The organism is Paenibacillus auburnensis (genome assembly GCF_927798115.1).
Classification (GTDB): Bacteria; Bacillota; Bacilli; order Paenibacillales; family Paenibacillaceae; genus Paenibacillus_AQ; species Paenibacillus_AQ auburnensis.
Map to the genome: position 1 here is coordinate 79,460 of NZ_CAKMMG010000013.1, position 14,643 is coordinate 94,102.

General features: G+C 49.8%; 12 protein-coding genes, 16 tRNA genes, 1 rRNA gene and 1 riboswitch. Of the genes, 5 read left to right on the forward strand and 24 right to left on the reverse strand.

What is annotated here, in order from left to right; all coding sequences use genetic code 11:
* Positions 1 to 68: 68 nt before the first annotated feature.
* The 4 genes from L6H70_RS26755 to L6H70_RS26770 form a co-directional block, all read right to left on the reverse strand.
* The gene (locus L6H70_RS26755) at positions 69 to 1,682 is read right to left on the reverse strand and encodes an extracellular solute-binding protein (RefSeq protein WP_236337277.1); all 1,614 of its coding nucleotides are present in this window, start codon (positions 1,680 to 1,682) and stop codon (positions 69 to 71) included.
* 178 nt (positions 1,683 to 1,860) lie between these two features.
* A complete protein-coding gene (locus tag L6H70_RS26760) occupies positions 1,861 to 2,754 on the reverse strand; it encodes a carbohydrate ABC transporter permease (protein ID WP_054943930.1) in 894 nt (297 codons plus the stop codon).
* Positions 2,755 to 2,769: 15 nt separating this feature from the next.
* Positions 2,770 to 3,792: an ABC transporter permease gene (locus tag L6H70_RS26765; protein ID WP_423802886.1), complete on the reverse strand. Its 1,023-nt coding sequence runs from the start codon at positions 3,790 to 3,792 to the stop codon at positions 2,770 to 2,772.
* A 241-nt stretch (positions 3,793 to 4,033) separates the two neighbouring features.
* Positions 4,034 to 5,431, reverse strand: a complete 1,398-nt coding sequence (locus L6H70_RS26770; protein WP_236337278.1) for an MATE family efflux transporter — start codon at positions 5,429 to 5,431, stop codon at positions 4,034 to 4,036.
* 167 nt (positions 5,432 to 5,598) lie between these two features.
* On the opposite strand from L6H70_RS26770, the gene L6H70_RS26775 reads away from it, so the two are divergent.
* Positions 5,599 to 6,480 (forward strand): helix-turn-helix transcriptional regulator, encoded by an 882-nt coding sequence (locus L6H70_RS26775; RefSeq protein ID WP_236337280.1) that lies wholly within the window; start codon positions 5,599 to 5,601, stop codon positions 6,478 to 6,480.
* 202 nt (positions 6,481 to 6,682) lie between these two features.
* On the opposite strand, the gene L6H70_RS26780 is transcribed toward L6H70_RS26775, so the two are convergent.
* The 3 genes from L6H70_RS26780 to L6H70_RS26790 all read right to left on the reverse strand — a co-directional run bounded on the left by L6H70_RS26780 (position 6,683) and on the right by L6H70_RS26790 (position 9,741).
* Complete coding sequence (locus tag L6H70_RS26780) at positions 6,683 to 7,243, reverse strand: cysteine hydrolase family protein (protein WP_236337282.1); 561 nt, start codon at positions 7,241 to 7,243, stop codon at positions 6,683 to 6,685.
* A gap of 44 nt (positions 7,244 to 7,287) precedes the next feature.
* On the reverse strand, positions 7,288 to 8,703 hold the full coding sequence (gene allB / locus L6H70_RS26785) for an allantoinase AllB (RefSeq protein WP_236337285.1): 1,416 nt from the start codon (positions 8,701 to 8,703) through the stop codon (positions 7,288 to 7,290).
* 123 nt (positions 8,704 to 8,826) lie between these two features.
* Positions 8,827 to 8,930, reverse strand: a riboswitch (purine riboswitch).
* 430 nt (positions 8,931 to 9,360) lie between these two features.
* Positions 9,361 to 9,741: a MerR family transcriptional regulator gene (locus tag L6H70_RS26790; RefSeq protein ID WP_054943934.1), complete on the reverse strand. Its 381-nt coding sequence runs from the start codon at positions 9,739 to 9,741 to the stop codon at positions 9,361 to 9,363.
* A gap of 153 nt (positions 9,742 to 9,894) precedes the next feature.
* Here L6H70_RS26790 and L6H70_RS26795 point away from each other — a divergent pair, with 153 nt between their 5' ends.
* The 4 genes from L6H70_RS26795 to L6H70_RS26810 all read left to right on the forward strand — a co-directional run bounded on the left by L6H70_RS26795 (position 9,895) and on the right by L6H70_RS26810 (position 12,852).
* Positions 9,895 to 10,815: an aldo/keto reductase gene (locus L6H70_RS26795; RefSeq protein WP_279306800.1), complete on the forward strand. Its 921-nt coding sequence runs from the start codon at positions 9,895 to 9,897 to the stop codon at positions 10,813 to 10,815.
* Positions 10,816 to 11,026: 211 nt separating this feature from the next.
* Entirely contained in the window at positions 11,027 to 11,608 is a 582-nt protein-coding gene (locus tag L6H70_RS26800) for a PadR family transcriptional regulator (RefSeq protein ID WP_236337286.1), read from the forward strand.
* Entirely contained in the window at positions 11,601 to 12,383 is a 783-nt protein-coding gene (locus L6H70_RS26805; protein ID WP_236337287.1) for an EFR1 family ferrodoxin, read from the forward strand. Before L6H70_RS26800 ends, L6H70_RS26805 begins: the two co-directional genes overlap by 8 nt.
* Before the next feature lies 1 nt (position 12,384).
* Positions 12,385 to 12,852 (forward strand): hypothetical protein, encoded by a 468-nt coding sequence (locus tag L6H70_RS26810; protein WP_236337288.1) that lies wholly within the window; start codon positions 12,385 to 12,387, stop codon positions 12,850 to 12,852.
* A gap of 99 nt (positions 12,853 to 12,951) precedes the next feature.
* Here L6H70_RS26810 and L6H70_RS26815 read toward each other — a convergent pair.
* The 17 genes from L6H70_RS26815 to L6H70_RS26895 all read right to left on the reverse strand — a co-directional run.
* Positions 12,952 to 13,030, reverse strand: a tRNA-Leu gene (locus L6H70_RS26815).
* Between the two features lie 35 nt (positions 13,031 to 13,065).
* Positions 13,066 to 13,139: transfer RNA gene (locus L6H70_RS26820), tRNA-Cys, on the reverse strand.
* 7 nt (positions 13,140 to 13,146) lie between these two features.
* Positions 13,147 to 13,221, reverse strand: a tRNA-Gly gene (locus L6H70_RS26825).
* A gap of 5 nt (positions 13,222 to 13,226) precedes the next feature.
* A tRNA-Gln gene (locus tag L6H70_RS26830) sits at positions 13,227 to 13,301 on the reverse strand.
* Between the two features lie 19 nt (positions 13,302 to 13,320).
* A tRNA-His gene (locus tag L6H70_RS26835) sits at positions 13,321 to 13,396 on the reverse strand.
* 48 nt (positions 13,397 to 13,444) lie between these two features.
* Positions 13,445 to 13,520 (reverse strand) — tRNA-His (locus tag L6H70_RS26840).
* 24 nt (positions 13,521 to 13,544) lie between these two features.
* Positions 13,545 to 13,618, reverse strand: a tRNA-Trp gene (locus tag L6H70_RS26845).
* Positions 13,619 to 13,623: 5 nt separating this feature from the next.
* Positions 13,624 to 13,709 (reverse strand) — tRNA-Tyr (locus tag L6H70_RS26850).
* A 5-nt stretch (positions 13,710 to 13,714) separates the two neighbouring features.
* Positions 13,715 to 13,790 (reverse strand) — tRNA-Thr (locus L6H70_RS26855).
* 21 nt (positions 13,791 to 13,811) lie between these two features.
* Positions 13,812 to 13,887 (reverse strand) — tRNA-Phe (locus tag L6H70_RS26860).
* A gap of 21 nt (positions 13,888 to 13,908) precedes the next feature.
* Positions 13,909 to 13,986: transfer RNA gene (locus L6H70_RS26865), tRNA-Asp, on the reverse strand.
* A 4-nt stretch (positions 13,987 to 13,990) separates the two neighbouring features.
* Positions 13,991 to 14,067, reverse strand: a tRNA-Met gene (locus L6H70_RS26870).
* Positions 14,068 to 14,085: 18 nt separating this feature from the next.
* A tRNA-Val gene (locus L6H70_RS26875) sits at positions 14,086 to 14,161 on the reverse strand.
* A 54-nt stretch (positions 14,162 to 14,215) separates the two neighbouring features.
* A tRNA-Glu gene (locus L6H70_RS26880) sits at positions 14,216 to 14,290 on the reverse strand.
* A 16-nt stretch (positions 14,291 to 14,306) separates the two neighbouring features.
* Positions 14,307 to 14,399 (reverse strand) — tRNA-Ser (locus L6H70_RS26885).
* 3 nt (positions 14,400 to 14,402) lie between these two features.
* Positions 14,403 to 14,478, reverse strand: a tRNA-Asn gene (locus L6H70_RS26890).
* Between the two features lie 64 nt (positions 14,479 to 14,542).
* Positions 14,543 to 14,643 (reverse strand): 23S ribosomal RNA (locus L6H70_RS26895); the annotation flags it as partial.

Sequence of the window (14,643 nt, forward strand, 5' to 3'; positions counted from 1 at the left end):
CCTCCCCCACAGCACAGCGACAAAATAAAAAAGCCCCAGAAGCCATCGGCTCCCGGGGCACTCCTCCGCTACTTAATGCCTTTCTCCGCAACATAAGCGTTCCATTGCTTCGTCCACTCGGTCTGGATTTTTTCCAGCCCGGCCTGCTTGGCCTTCTGCATGAAGGTTTCCAGCCCTTTATCAATATCCTCAACCAGACCTGCCTCCAGCGGGAAGAGGTATTGCTTCTCCACTTGCTCCAGTGCCGCTTTCTCCGCCTGGTACGAGGAGTAGTCTTCTGCAAAGCCCAGGAACAGGTCAGGCTTCTGGATTTTGTCCAGCTCATCGAAGATAGCCTTCACACCGTCGAAGCCTTTATCGAACAGCATGAACTCAGGATTTCTCCAAGCCCAGCCGTTCATCCCTTCACGGGAGAAGCCATTGCTTGTGCTGGTGCCGACCAGCTTGTAGTAGCCGTCTTCGACGGTGTAGTTTTTGCCCTCAATACCATACTGTGTCAGCTGATTATAGCGTTTGTCGAGGACCAGCTTTTCATAAAACGCGAGCGCTCTTTCCGGATTTTTACTGCTCTTCGGAATCGCAAAGCCGTTGTGAATCGGATGTACAGGCGTAGCGTAACCTGTGGTCAGGCCAAATGGAGAATAGGCCAGCTCCCATTCGGGATGGGTCGTGCTGATCTTCATCTTCATGTCGTTATAGCGCGTCGGATTATCTCCGAACATGCTGGCCGCTTTACCGGAAGTCATCGGATCCTGCATCGTATCTTTGATGTTCAGCACGTTTTTCGGAATGAAGCCTTTGTCCGCCCAGCGTTTCATTGTTTTCAGCTCTTCTTTTTGCTCATCAGAACCCCAGTAGGAATAGACAGTAGTAGGCGATTCATACTTCACTCCCATCCCGTAAGGGAGAGCGCCAATCATTTTGTTAAGCTCGGTATAAATGTAATGGAGATTATTGCCGATATCGCTGTTCAGGGACATTGGCATCATATCCGGCTCGTTTTTGACAATGCCGTCCATATAAGCCTCATAGCTGGCCAGATCCTTAGGCACAGGCAGATCATATTTCTTGCGCAGATCCTCGCGGTATACGAAGCCGTTGGTTACGTACTCTTTATAAGTGGCAGGAACGGTATAGATTTTGCCGTCTACCTTCACGTCTTCCCACATCGACTCCGGTACGAATTTCTGCAGCTCCGGCGCAGCCTTAGGCAGCAGATCGTCAATCGCCAGGAAGGCTCCTCGTTTCGCATACGACTGATACTGGGTCCAGTCCGCTGTAAAAATCAGATCAATCGCCTGGCCGGAAGACAGCAGCAGCTTATACTTCTGATCCCAGTCCGTCCAGCTTGTATAGTTGAACTTAACCGTGGCGTTCAGCTCTTCCTGAGCCATCTTGTTGATTTCGTCTTGAATGACCGGCAGATCCTTAGGGGCATCGCCGAGCATATAGAACTGGAGCTCCACCTTCTTCGAAGTGTCTATTCCGGTCTCTGCCGGAGCTGCCGTACTGGTTGTGCTGTCCGTTGCTGCGGCTGTGTCTTTATTGCCGTCTGTCCCGCTGTTTGCGCCGTTTGCGCTGTTCCCGCTGTTGTTATTGCCGCCACAGCCCGCAAGGAGCGAGAGCGCCAGCGCAGCCGTTGTAAGCGTAACCAGAGATCTTCGGCCTGTCTTCTTTTTCATCATGAACCCTCCTAAAAGTTTTGTTTAGCATACACATCCTTGAGTTACTTCGAACAAAACTTGCCTCGGAAGCATAAACTTAGTTTTGTTTAGTTTAAGCATCCTCGAGTCACTTCGAACAAAACTATGTTAGCCGGACAACAGGCACTACCTTCACGGCGTGCTCCACTATACGGTTCTAACCTTTAACAGCGCCTATCGTCAAGCCTTTTACAAAATACCGCTGAATGAACGGGTACAGGAACAGAATCGGTCCGGTAACGACAATGGCCATCGCCATCTTGGTCGATTCGGTCGGCAGATCGCTCCCTAGACTGACCCCCGTGCCCGCGCCCATGTTGGCGATAAAGGCCGCAGAGTTGATGACGTTGTACAGATGGAACTGCAGCTGATATTTGTGCGGATCGTTGATGAACAAGGAAGAGGAGAACCAGTCGTTCCAATACGCCAGGGCCAGAAACAAGCCTACTGTGGCGATGCCGGGCATCGACAGCTGGAGCACGATCCGCCAGTAGATTTTGAAATCACCGGCCCCGTCGATCTTAGCGGACTCGAACAGCTCCTCAGGAACAGCCGAGCGGATAAAGTTCTTCATCAGAATGATCAGGAACGGGGTCATCAGCCCCGGAAAAATCAGCGCGCCGTATGAATCGGTCAGATGCAGATATTTGGTTATCATAATGTACCAGGGCACCAATCCCCCGCCGAACAGCGTCGTAAAGTAGATGTAGAAGGAGAACGTATTACGGTATTTAAAATCCTTCCGGGCCAGCACATATCCGGCCATCGTCATGAAGAACAGCCCCAGCAGCGTGCCCGTCACCGTTGTAAACAGCGTAACCCCATACGCCCGCAGTACCTCGTCAGGAAAAGTAAATACCGTCTTGTAGCCCTCCACCGAGAACTGCGCCGGGATCAGATGATAACCGTCCTTGATGATCGATTCATTGGCAGTCAGAGAAGCCGAGATAATCAGCAGAAACGGAATCAGGCAGGCCAGCGAGCCGAGAATAATGACCGTGTACGCCAGGCCCTGCAGCAGCCGCGTATAATGATCGTCTTTGATTTGCATACTCCTTCTCTCCTCCTAGAACAATGCGTAATCATCGTTTATTTTGCGGATAATGTAGTTCACCGTCATGATCAGAATGAAGCCGAAGAGCGATTGATACAGGCCTGCCGCTGTCGCCATTCCGATGTCAAAAGTAACCTTTAGCGAACGGAATACATACGTATCCAGAATATCCGTTGTATTGTACAGCACCCCGTTGTTGCCGATCAGCTGGTAAAAGAGGTCAAATTGCCCCTTCATAATACTTCCGAGCGAGAACAGCAGCAGCACGACAAAGGTAGATTTCAGCATCGGCACCGTGATGTACCAGATCCGCTGAAAAATATGCGCACCATCGATTTTGGCTGCCTCATAATACTCATCGCTGATTCCTGTGATAGCGGCCAGATAAATGACCATGCTGTAGCCGAGATTTTTCCAGAGGTAAAAAAGAATGATCAGAAAAATCCAAACCACCGGCTTATTATAAACATCGACCGGACCTGCGCCGAACCGGGCCAGCAGCGTATTCAAGAAACCGCTATCATAATTGAACACGTTATAGACGATAACGCTCAGGATTACAAAGGAGACGAAGTACGGGAGGAACATGATAGACTGCGTAAGCTTTTTGAACCATTTCACCCGCAGCTCACTGAGCAGAATTGCACAGACGATCGCCAGTACGTTACCCAGTACGATAAAAGCCAGATTGTAACCAATCGTATTGAGGGTAAGCTTCACCAAAGTGCCGGATTTCCAGAGAAACTCAAAATTTTTGAGCCCGACGAACGGTGCACTGAACAGCCCGGAATTGAAGTCAAACTGGGTAAAAGCATAATACACACCCACCATCGGAAAATACGAATTCACCAGGAAGAATAACAGTGCCGGAAGCAGCATCAGAAAAAGAATCCGGTTATGGATCAGCTCATGGAGGAATCCCTTCCTCTTCTTTTTTACCGTGCCTGACCCTAGTGGTGATGCTGCCGGGCCGCCTCCTTTTAAGGGAAGATCTATCGCGAGCGGTGTTCCGGTCTTGCGTTTGCGCTGTCTCAAAGCCCTCACTCTCCTATGCCTGTATATGACCCAAGTATAGAAAAGCCGCGTCCGCCCGAACAGTGGAGCTTCAGGGTATTCCTGTATTATGTGGAGCAGCGGGGAGTGAACATTTTCAACTTTTGTGAAGGAACGCAGGAATTCCGCCTTTTCACCGCACGCCAAGAAGCCCCGGCTTCTCTTCTGAGCGAAGACAAACCGGGGTTCCCGATATAACTAATGGCCTGCAGCAGATCACAACTTAGACGTTCATTTTAAAAAGAGTCTTGCCGCCCTTACCCTGGACGGACTGGCGCCCACCGCTCTCTACCTCAGCTGCATGCAGCACCTTCCGCCCCCGCCAGCGCCGCAGCACAAGCAGCCCTCTGGCCGCTTCATCAGCAATCATACAGCAGTAAATACCAACCAGTCCCCAGCCGCTGCTAATACCAAACAGGTAAGAGCCTCCCACACCGATAACTGTCATGGAGATCATGGAGACAATCATCGTGTACCGGGTGTCGCCGATGGCGTTCAGTGCATTGCCCATAGCCATATTGAGCATTTTGCTTGGCTGAAGAATCAGATTCAGCGCGAGCAGTGAGACTCCAATGGAGATAATTTCCTGGTCCGTTGTAAAGAATCCCAGCAGCGTTTTGCCGAATACAAACAGCAGCAGCACATTGGCACTGACTATGGCCAGCCCGATATATAGCGTGCGGAAGGCTCCCCGGTAGACCTCAGTAAGCTTACGGGCTCCGAACAAATGGGCAATCCGGATCTGGCCCGCCATCGCTATCGCATAACCCAGCGTGAAGCAGAACGATTCCAAAGTGTTCAGATAGGTGCGCGCCGCCAGCTCTTTAGCCCCTAGCATAGCCAGAAAAGAATAAATAGCCAGCTGCGACAATACCCAGGATGAGGAATTGAGTCCCAGCGGCCAGCTGATCTTCACAATTTCCCCGAACAGCTTCCGCTTAAAAGTCCCGAAGTCCCGCAGTTTGATCTTCCGTTCAAAAGCTCCGCAGAACATAACCATCAGAACAGTTGCACCCAGCAGCCTGCTGATCAAATTAGAAATGGCGATCCCGCCGAGTCCCATCTGTGGCAGCCCGAACGCACCGAAGATCAGGATGTAATTAAGTACGATATGGATTACATTGACAGCAACCCCCGTATACATGGGTCCTCTCGTATTGCCTGTATTACGGATGGCCGCACCGAACGAAGCGGTCAGCCCAACCAGGAACAGCCCTCCGCCGACATAAGTGAGATAAACATGCGCCAGTGGAATTAGCTCCCTGGAAATGTTCAGTGAACGTGCAATAGGGTCAGCGAACAAGAACAGAATTATACTGACCGCGAGTCCCAGTACACTGCTCGCTGTTACTCCCATAATGGCTATCGTACGGGCATCCTCCTGCCGGCCCGAGCCAAGCCGCTGGGCTACCAGAATCCCCGCCCCACCGGCAAAGGTGGTAAAGAGTGTGATAAGTGCGCCGAACAGCTGATTGGAGATTCCCACAACCGCGACTGCATCATCCGAGATGCGGCTGACCATTACGGTATCGACAGTCCCCAGCAGCGTCTGCAGGAAAATCTCTATAAAAATCGGCCAGGCCAGCATCCACAGTCCGACATTCCCAGCCTTAGGTTTCACTAAATGAACTCTCCCCTCATCTGCTGCACTCTTCATTTTCCGCTGCAACAAGCCTCCAGTACTCCTTGCTAGAAGTAAATTATAGGTGATATACTCTGGAAAATGTAGCAAATTCCCAACCTAAACTTTCAATTTCTAAACCTTAACTACAGGGGGACGCCACCACCATGAGCCTGCTTCAATTCTCCAGCCCACCGCTGCCGCATTATATTATCAGCGGACTGACTTATTTCCCTCCGGGCTTCCGTCATGTGAACCGGCAGAACATCAAGGTATTCGATCTGCTGGTCGTCCGCGAGGGCTGTCTCTATCTCGGGGAAGAGGACCGAAACTATGAAGTACATGCAGGAGAAGCGCTGATTCTGCGTCCCGACTGCCATCATTTCGGAACCGAAGGCTGCCGGGAGGAAAGCTCCTACTACTGGCTGCATTTCCAGACCTCCGGCTCCTGGTGTGCTGTGAGCGCTCCCTCTGCAGCCTTAAGCGAACAGGATACGCCGGATGAGTCCGCACATTCTGCGCTTTTTGACGTCCGCACCTTCAGCTTGTGGCTATCGCAGTACATGACACTGCTCCAGCCTTCCCGCTTGGAAGAGCTGCTGGCTCAGCTGGAGCTGTTGAAGGTTAACGCCCATCTCGATTCCGTCCGATTCAAGCAGCAGATGCTGTTCCAGGAGATTCTGCAGCAGCTTTCCGCCTCCGTGCACCGCGAACGTCCCGCTTCGCAGTCCACTGCCTGTGCTGAACAGGCGGCTTCCTTTCTGCGTGCCCATTACCGCGAGGAGATTACAACCGGCATGCTGGGAGACAGCCTTAACTTTCATCCGGTCTATATCGCCCGCTGCATGAACCGGGAGTATGGCTGCTCACCTATGGAATATCTGCTCCGCTACCGTATTGAGCAGAGCAAGCTGCTGCTGATGCAGACCAGTTTCCCCATCTCCCGGATCGCCGAGGAGGTTGGCTTCAACCAGGCGCCGTATTTCAGCTCCAGCTTCATGAAGCTGGAAGGCATCTCTCCCCGCCAGTACCGCCAGCGCTTCTCGTAAAGCACCGCTCTGCTCATCGGCCTGCCGCAGAGCAACAGCCCCTGCATAACCGGGAGAGCTTCCCGGCAACACAGGGGCTGTAATTGCATACTCATACGTGTTACCTTGTACGCCAGTATATAGCTGCTGTACTAACTCTTATTCTCCGGCAGCAGCAGGTCATTAACACTCCTCAGCAGCAGGTAAGAACCTGCTCCCCGGCTCAACCTTTTACAACTGCGTTCTTCTCTTTATATTGCTCCAGGGTTACAACTTCACCAAAAATCCCGATATCACGCAGTCCGGACAAATGCATCTCCTCATCCTTGGATGCGCAGCAGTCGCTAATGCAAACTACCTTATACGTGTGGTACATCGCATCGGATGCCGTGGAGCGGACGCAGACATTCGTCCATACACCGGTGACCGCCACCGTGTCGATCCCTTCTTCACGGAGGAACAGATCCATATCCGTGTAGCTGAATGCGCTGTGGCGTCTCTTTTGCACCACGTAATCGCCTTTTGACTCATCGGGTCTAAGTTCGTCGATGAAATCCGAACCCCAGCTGCCTTTGATCGCATGGATCGGCCGGACCCGGAAGTCGGCATCGTTCTTCCGGTGCGCTTCCTGTACGAAGATAACCTGAATCTCATTCTCATGGCTGAATTCAATCAACTCCTGCAGCGCCGGAACGATTCCCGCACCGTTCGGACAGGTCAGCGCCCCATCTGGATGAATAAAGTCATTCAACATATCTATGATTACTACAGCGTGTTTGCCCATGCTTTTCACTTCCTTCTCGGTTTGTGGGTATATATTTGCTTTTATTAGTATTTCAATAAACGCGGAAGCTCGCTGATCGTCTGCCGTTTAACATATTCACCGTAGCCTGGTTTGCCGACCACACCCAGCGCATCGTCATACACTAGAGTGCCGCGAACGATGGTTTTATCAACCTTGCCTTTAAGCTTCATACCGTGGAACGGGGTGTACTTCGGTTTGCAGTGCATCTGGTCTTTGTCGATCGTCCATTCCTTCTCCAGATCCACAATCGTGAAGTCGGCATCGGTACCAATCTCCAGCGCGCCTTTCTTCGGATACAGCCCGTAATGGATAGCCGGATTGGTGCACAGCAGCTCTACCAGCCGTGAGAGGCTCAGTCTGCCTTTGTTATAGCCTTCGCTGATCATAATCGGTACCAGCGTTTCTACCCCCGGAATACCCGGGAAGGAAGTCCAGACATCCATACCCGGCGCATCTTTCTCCGTGGCAATCTCATACGGCGCATGGTCGGTAGCCATGAAGTCAATCGTTCCGTCCTCCAGCCCCTGCCACAATGCCTCATTATCTTCCGCACGGCGCAGCGGCGGTGCAATTTTGGCGAATGTTCCAAATTCGGTCATAGCGTCCACTGCATTGAGTGTCAAATAGTGCGGACAGGATTCCGCCGTTACTTTTACACCTTTCAGCTTGGCTTCACGGATCAGCTGGTTGCCAGCTCCTGTGCTCATATGCACGATATGCAGCCGGGCACCCGTCTCTTCGGCGAAGCTAATACCGAGCTGGATAGCTGCTTTTTCTGCGAGCGCCATACGCGCTTCTGCCCAGGCTGGATAATCAAGGCGGCCCTCACTTTTCAGCTTACCCGTAAAGTAATCGCAGATTGCATAGTTTTCGGCGTGAATGCCAATTGGCAGCCCCGTAGGGGATACGGCGGCAAACGCCTCCAGCATTTCCGGGTCGGTTACCCGCGGATACGATGGCACGGATGGGGTCATGTACACTTTAAAGGCCACTACACCGTTAGCCACCTGCTCACTGATAATCTCCGGCAGCACGTTATTGCGTACATCTTCGCCGGTTATGCCGCCCCACATCGCGTAGTCGACGATCCCTTTGCCTTCTAGTGCGTTCAGCTTGTTGAACAGATTATCGGCAGAACGGACCGAGGGCACACTGCAGCATGGCATATCGACAATCATCGTTACCCCGCCCGCTGCGGCGCTGCTTGTTCCGGTTACGAAATCCTCGCGGTGTGTAAATCCCGGATCATTAAAATGGGTATGCGAATCAATGACGCCCGGCAGCACCAGCTTACCTTCAGCATCAATGATCACATCGGCTTCAGCCTCAATATCCTTGGCGAACCCGACAATCACACCTTTGTTAACCAGAATGTCAGTCAGCACCTGTCTGTCGCCTTGCGGAATGTTGGCATTTTTAATGATCAGTTCATAACTCATGAATACACACCTCTTCTTTAGGTTTTTGGGTGAATTGGCGCACGACAAAAAAGCCCCGGCTCACAAAAGGTACAGAGTAGAACGTATTCCCTACCCGGCATGACACCGCGCGAAGAACAACATTTCTTAGTCTATACCTCTTGTAGCCTGGGGCAATTTACGGTCGCCTGGTCGAAACGCTCAAACCGGATTATTGAGCTTATACAAGAGCTTATTCTGTTAATCCATCCTACAAGGAAGTTTCTCAATCAAACGTTACTTTTAGTAACATAGTCCTTTCAATTACCTTCCTTAATTACCTATATCATAACATCGGCAACTCTTTCGTCAAGATAACAAACCCGTTTGTCATTGAATCGGCAAAATATATGTTATGTTCACTAACATTAGAAGGAGTTTGATCTTCCCTCATAACCACGTTTCAATTCCTGTTTGCCCGTTGTTCTTCCTATTACCTCTCCCTGCAAAGTTCATACAACCCCAGGCACAGCAAAGAATTTCATACCCGCCGCTCTTCCGCTGCTATTCATCCGTTCATACAACCGGACTGATCCGGTACAATTAACCGCAGGAATCCCGGCAATTCCATTTTATGGATATCAACGACATTCCTCACAGCCAAATTTATATGCGATACTTGTCCTATCATGCCAGGATTTACTTGCTCTCCGCTTTAGCCTGTTCTTCAAGGGAAGAGAAATAAGCGATTTTATGCTCCACTTTTTGTGCAAAGGTCTGAAAAAATTTAATCTTCTCATCAATATGCAACTTATGCTCCTGCAGCAATCTGCGCTGCTCGGGAAGTGAACTGTGCCCTTCCTTGGATAGCGAGATGAACTGCTTGATATCAGCAATCGGCATTCCGGTGTCCTTCAGGCAGCAGATTAACGAAATCAGCTCCAGATCCTCATCGTGGAAACAGCGGTTTCCATTCTCATCCCTGGCCACAACGGGCAGCACACCCTCTTTTTCATAATAACGCAGCGTATATTGGCTCAGACCGCTTTTTTGTGATATGGTTTTGATGCTGTATCCCATGTTATTTGCTCCCTTCTGCCGTATGGCTACGGCTCCATCTCTACGTTAACACCATTTCGAGTCTATTAAAAGCGCTTTAAAAATCTATTGACTTACAGTTAACTCTAAGGTCTACACTTTACTAGGAACACTACATTAAGGAGTGAATGCAGAGTGGTAAAAAAAATTAAAGCAGGCAGCAGCCAGCTTGAGGTTGCTCAGATTTCTTTAGGATGTATGCGTATTGCCGATCTTTCTCCGCAGGAAGCGGATGTGCATATTCACAGTGCCCTGGAGGCGGGTATAGACTTTTTTGATCATGCGGATATTTATGCCGCCGGACAAGCTGAAGAGGTATTCGGCGAGGTAGTGGCTGCCAGCCCAGGCATGCGTGAGCAGCTGATGATCCAGACCAAATGCGGAATCCGCAACGGCTTCTTCGACTTCTCCAAGGAGCATATTGTGACTTCGGTGGAGAATAGCCTTAAGCGCCTGAAGACCGATTATGTGGATGTCCTGCTGCTACACCGTCCTGACACCCTGATGGAGCCAGAGGAAGTGGCTGAAGCCTTTGATTATCTGGAGCAAAAAGGCATGGTCAAGCACTTCGGGGTCAGCAACCTGAACCCGCTGCAGATCGAGCTGCTCAAAAAAAACGTCAAACAGCCTCTGCTCTTCAACCAGCTGCAGCTTAGCATTATGGTCTCTGGCATGATTGATGCCGGCTTTAACGTGAACATGACCAACTCCGCTTCGGTTGTACATGATGGAGGCATTCTGGAGTACAGCCGCCTGCATGATATGACGATTCAGCCTTGGTCCCCGTTCCAATACGGCTTCTTTGAAGGCGTATTCCTGGGCAATGAGAAGTTCCCTGAGCTCAATGAAGTAATCGGCAAGCTAGCTGCTGAAAAAGAAGTCGCTGACACCGCTATCGCCATCGCCTGGCTGCTCAGACATCCGGCGAACATGCAGCCGATCGTGGGCACAACCAATACCCAGCGTCTGCTCGACATCGCCAAGGCCTCGGATATTACGCTGACCCGCCAGGAATGGTATGAAATTTACCGTGCAGCAGGCAACAAACTCCCTTAAGCAACCAGACGCCGTACTAGACGCAGACAGTCAAACGTATAGTTAATATTAGAGTACTCTATAAGCCATTACGGCCTAAGGAGTACTCTTTGCTGTGAGCTTTTATTCATCCTGAAACCTACTTCCGGATCGTGTGATTAAATCGTTTGACACTAGCCATTTTATAGAATAATTTGTATCTAAAAGATATATTTAGATTGGATGAGAGGATATGAGCAGTAAGAAGAACAAAACATCTTATGTAATACTTGGTCTTTTGAACGAAGAAAACTTATCCGGCTATGAAATCAAACGGATTGTAGATGACCGGCTGTCCTTTTTTTGGAATGAGAGCTTTGGCCAGATTTATCCGGAGTTGAAACGGCTTACTTCTGAAGGGCTGATTGCAGTTTCTTCCGCTGACCGTCCTGTGTATAGTAAGCAAAGCATCAAGTATGAGATTACAGAGCCGGGAAGATTAGAACTGCAGGAGTGGCTCAAATCACCGGTTGAAAAGGAGCTTATCCGTTTTGAAATTTTGCTGAAGCTGTACTTTTCAAATGCTAACTCATCAGACACGATGCTGGAGCATGTAAAAGAGTTTCAAACCAGCCACCTCCGGCAACAGCAACTGTTTCAACAATTTGAAGCGCAGCTTAAACAGAATATCGATGTACACAGCAATCACAGGCAAATCCTAATGGTATTGTCTTTTGGCCAGAAGATGTGGGAGGCTTATGCTGCCTGGTCTGAAGAAACGCTCCGCTTACTGGAGCAGAATATTACCGCACAGGAGGATGACACGGATGAATAAAAGAATCGATTTCTATTACTTTTCCGGCACAGGCAATACACAGCTTATTGTGGACCACGCAGTGAACTCACTTACAATGAACGGCTGCAACGTCTCTGTTAAGCATATCGAAAAAGGATACATCCTCTCTGAAAATGAGCCGGCTGAACAATTGTGGTTTGCCTTCCCGGTCAACTCCCAGGCGGTCTCCCCTTTTATCTGGAGGTTTTTTCGGTCATTGCCCCAGAGCTCTGGAACCAAGGTGTATGTAATTGCTACTCTTAATAATTCTGCTTATATACTAAAACCACTCTTTACACTGCTTAAGGACAAAGGATATACCCCAACTTCAGCCTGTGAGATCAGTATGCCTAACAATATGACCGATACACATCAGAGCAAGGAGCAAGACCTCAACCAATTAATTGCAGCTTGTGACAAGGCTGATCAATTTGTCAGCGATTCCATTGCCGGAAAGGTTAAGTGGGATACCGAGTATAAAGGATCTTCATTTGTATCCTTATTGTCGAGGAGAACGGCATTGCCTTGGATGTCTATGCGCCTCCTGCTTAAGCTGCGGATCGAAGCCTCTCAATGCACAGGCTGCGGGCTATGTGTGAGACAATGTCCGGTACAAAATATTTCGATGACCGGCCATGTTTCTCTTCACGGAAACAAATGTGAGTTCTGCATGAAATGTGCTGCCTCTTGTCCTAAGAAAGCCATCTATATATCAGGCAAACCAAAAATCAAAATTCGCAGTACAAAGATGCCACATTCCACTATTCAACGTTAGAATGGAGCTTATTATGGGTTTACATCTCAAAGGTTTTATCTTGCCGTTATTAGTTTTACTGCCGAACCTGCTCTTAATATTCTTCGCGCCGCACAACATTCCGAAAACCGTTTCCCCGCCTTTTATTTTCACTGTATTCGAGCGGGTAGGTCAAGTGACTTGTTTCACAATGCCTATCTTGTTCGGCACCAAGATTGCCGCGCAGCCTGTCAACTTGTTAACAGGGTTAATGTTCATCTGTTTAATTATTTACTATCTTTGCTGGATACGCTTCTTTTGGAGCGGCAGAGAATTCGCCATTCTCTTCAAACCATTAAGCTTCATCCCTATTCCCATGGCCCTATTTCCGATTCTGTATTTTATTCTGCTTGCCGTATGGCTTAACTCCTATTTATTTGCTATCCCAGCGGTTCTGTTCGCCATTGGGCATTTTGTAAACAGCTGGAGCACATTTAGCCAAACCCGATAAGATTCCCCGGCAGCTAAAAAAGTGTCCTTACTAAAATAATCCTCATACAGAAAAACAGGTTGATAATCGTGTAACACGATTATCAACCTGTTTTTGTTATACCGGCGAGAGGACTCGAACCTCCACGGTTTCCCACTCGATTTTGAGTCGAGCGCGTCTGCCATTCCGCCACGCCGGCGTATTCATGAGTTGCAATAATAAGTTCCAAAATAATGGAGGCGCCACCCAGACTCGAACTGGGGATAAAGCTTTTGCAGAGCTTTGCCTTACCACTTGGCTATGGCGCCACAAAAATGGAGCGGACGACGGGAATCGAACCCGCGACCCTCGCCTTGGCAAGGCGATGCTCTACCGCTGAGCCACGTCCGCATAAATGGCTGGGGATATAGGAATCGAACCTATGAATGACGGAGTCAAAGTCCGTTGCCTTACCGCTTGGCTAATCCCCAATATCATTTTAGAAAAAAATGGGGCGACTGATGGGTCTCGAACCCACGAATGCCGGAACCACAATCCGGTGCGTTAACCCCTTCGCCACAGTCGCCATATTAAGCTGTTTCTAACAATTTCGCCAACCAGTCTTTTAAAGAAATGGGGCGGCCGATGGGTCTCGAACCCACGAATGCCGGAACCACAATCCGGTGCGTTAACCCCTTCGCCACGGCCGCCATATTAAGCTTTAAAATTTTCATTGGCAGGGGCAGCAGGAATTGAACCCACACCAACGGTTTTGGAGACCGTTGTTCTACCTTTAAACTATGCCCCTAAAGATGGTGGAGGCTGATGGATTCGAACCACCGAACACGTACGTGAGCAGATTTACAGTCTGATGCGTTTGGCCACTTCGCTAAGCCTCCACAGATGGTGCCGGCGAGAGGACTTGAACCCCCAACCTACTGATTACAAGTCAGTTGCTCTACCAATTGAGCTACACCGGCATATTCATTTGTAAGAAATCATGGTGGCGCGGGAGGGAATCGAACCCCCGACACAAGGATTTTCAGTCCTTTGCTCTACCGACTGAGCTACCGAGCCGTATAAGATTAAAAGCATTAATGGCGGAACCGACGGGATTCGAACCCGCGATCTCCTGCGTGACAGGCAGGCATGTTAGGCCAACTACACCACGGTTCCAAATTGGTTGCGGGGGCAGGATTTGAACCTGCGGCCTTCGGGTTATGAGCCCGACGAGCTACCGGGCTGCTCCACCCCGCGTCAGTAAGAAGTTGTATATGGTGGAGGCTGAGGGGTTCGAACCCCCGACCCTCTGCTTGTAAGGCAGATGCTCTCCCAGCTGAGCTAAGCCTCCATAAACAACAATTGCTATTGTACCAATTCCACCTAGTGAAATCAAGTGAAAAATTGGTGACCCGTATGGGATTCGAACCCATGTTACCTCCGTGAAAGGGAGGTGTCTTAACCCCTTGACCAACGGGCCATACTGTAAAAATTAGTGGCGGAGAGAGAGGGATTCGAACCCTCGAGACGCTTGTGGCGCCTACACGATTTCCAATCGTGCTCCTTCGGCCAAACTCGGACACCTCTCCATATGGCTCCCCGAACAGGACTCGAACCTGTGACAACTCGATTAACAGTCGAGTGCTCTACCAACTGAGCTATCAGGGAATATACATTCCAGGCTTGATCGCCTGAAAACTGAATCCGAAACGAATCTGCGTTCTTCGAAATATTGGATAAGCCCTCGACCGATTAGTATTGGTCAGCTCCATGCATTACTGCACTTCCACCTCCAACCTATCTACCTCGTCGTCTTCAAGGGGTCTTACTAAT